This window comes from Mesorhizobium sp. M0437 (assembly GCF_040321335.1).
Taxonomy (GTDB): Bacteria; Pseudomonadota; Alphaproteobacteria; order Rhizobiales; family Rhizobiaceae; genus Mesorhizobium.
This window is the reverse complement of record NZ_JAMYRK010000178.1, coordinates 1-2,024: the sequence shown is the minus strand read 5'-3', so window position 1 is coordinate 2,024 and position 2,024 is coordinate 1. Positions and strand designations below refer to the sequence as shown.

Annotated in this window: 2 protein-coding genes; both read left to right on the top strand. The window is 64.2% G+C overall.

Going from position 1 to position 2,024, the window contains the following annotated elements; translation table 11 throughout:
* Positions 1-362: 362 nt before the first annotated feature.
* Entirely contained in the window at positions 363-560 is a 198-nt protein-coding gene (locus tag NKI72_RS34730; RefSeq protein ID WP_023722661.1) for a hypothetical protein, read from the top strand.
* Positions 550-2,024 (top strand): recombinase family protein (locus NKI72_RS34725; RefSeq protein WP_352852212.1); only part of this gene is annotated, 1,475 nt, incomplete at its 3' end. The genes NKI72_RS34730 and NKI72_RS34725, both read left to right, overlap by 11 nt.

Genomic DNA, 2,024 nt, shown 5'->3' with positions numbered 1-2,024 from the left:
TTGTACAACACGACGAGAGAACGCCCACGGGACCGAGGAACGCAAGTTTCTTTATCCATGGCATCCCTGGGCCGGGCGTTGTGTTCACGTTCATGAGGTGATCGAGAAGGCTGACCGGGAGGTTTTCCGCTGCAGTCTCTCTGGCCACGCCTCCGATCGGTGGCTGGAGGTTCCGGCCTGGATGTTTGATCGCGCGGTCTGCACCGCGTGGCGCATTGCCGCTGCCCCACATGTCGATCCCAGAACGCTTGGCGTCTTGGTGACACTGCTGCAGGACGCGACGGCCAATTCCCACACCCCATCGCAATTGGAGGTTTCGGGCGCAGCATCGGATCCTCACGACGCGAATCGGGGAGAGGTCCATGCCGCGCCAGCCCACGACATATCAGTTCGATCTGTTCTCCAACCCGCACGATGCGGAGACCGCGCAGATGCCACCATGGCAGGCGCTGCCGGAAGAGACGCGCCTGACGCTGACAAAGCTGATGGTGCGCCTGATCCTCGACCACGTCGACGGCGAGCGCGCCGTTCCACGGGAGGAGGCACGCCATGATGCATGAGAAGATCCGGCCCCACCATCTGGAGCGAAAGGCGATCCTTTATGTGCGGCAGTCCTCGGCCCATCAGGTTCTGCACAATCGTGAGAGCAGCGCCCTGCAGTATGCGATGCGCGATCGCCTGGTCGCGCTCGGCTGGTCTTGCATCGAGACGGTCGATGACGATCTCGGCCGCTCTGCTGCTGGCGGTGTCGCGCGAGCGGGCTTCGATCGGATGGTCGCAGCAGTCTGTCTCGGCAAGGTTGGGGCGGTTGCGGCGCGGGAGGTATCGCGCTTCGCCCGCAACAGCCGCGACTGGCAGCAGCTCATCGAGATGTGCCGCGTCGTCGATACCGTGCTGATCGACCAGGAGACGGTCTACGCACCGCGCCAGGGCAATGACCGGCTGCTGCTGGGATTGAAGGGCAGTCTCAACGAGTATGAGCTCGATCTTCTGCGTCAGCGCTCCTTGTCGGCCCGCTATGAGAAGGCCCGGCGCGGTGAACTCGTCGTCGCTTCCCCGGTCGGCTTCGTGAAGGTCGGCGACCGGCTGGAGAAGGATCCCGACCGTCGCATGCAGGAGGCCATCACCCTTGTGTTTGACAAGGTGGCGGAACTCGGCAGTGCCCGCCAGGCCCTGCTCTGGTTCCTCGAACATGGGCTGGATTTGCCTGCCAAGCGCAACAATGGCGATGTGGTCTGGCGCAGGCCAAGCTATGCGACCATCCACCGAATGATCGAGAACCCGATCTACGGCGGCGCCTACGCCTATGGTAAGACTCGTGCTGCGTCGGGATATGATGCAACAGCCATTCGTTCGCGCAGCCGCCGTAAGGCGCGTGATGAATGGCTGGCGCTGATCCCGGGTGCACACGAAGGCTACGTCAGCTGGGAAAGGGCGGAAGCGATCCGCAAGATGGTGAGCGACAACGTGCCCACGAGCCGGCATCACGGGGCGCCCAAGCATGGCGACGCTCTGCTCGCCGGCCTTGTCCGCTGCCGGCGCTGCGGCCGCAAGCTGACGGTCCGCTACACGGGAACCAAGCACAACATTCCGCGCTATTCCTGCTGGCGTGGTCTGCTTGACAATGGCGAGCCGCGTTGCATCGCCTTCGGTGGACTACGCGTCGACGACGCCATCGAGGAAGCTCTTCTGCGGGTTGTCGAGCCGGCAGCGATAGCCGCGGCCGTCGAGGCCGAAGCGCAAGCGGCCAGTCGCCGCGATCAGGTCCGCGATGCTCTGATGCGCGATCGCGAGGCGGCACGCTACAACGCCGATCGGGCGTTCCGGCAATACGACGCCATCGATCCGCAGAACCGGCTGGTCGCGGCGGAACTGGAGTTGCGATGGAACCGGGCGCTTACGCGTGTCGGCGAGATCGAGAGCAGGATTGCCGCGCATGATGCCTCGACATCGGAGCCATCACTTCTGTCGCCAATACACGTCACCGCGCTCGCCGCCGATCTCAAGGCTGTATGGGCGGCGCC

What these genes read in the sequence shown, in the direction of transcription:
- NKI72_RS34730 (WP_023722661.1), top strand. Translation starts at nt 363, where the DNA reads ATGCCGCGCCAGCCCACGACATATCAGTTCGATCTGTTCTCCAACCCG.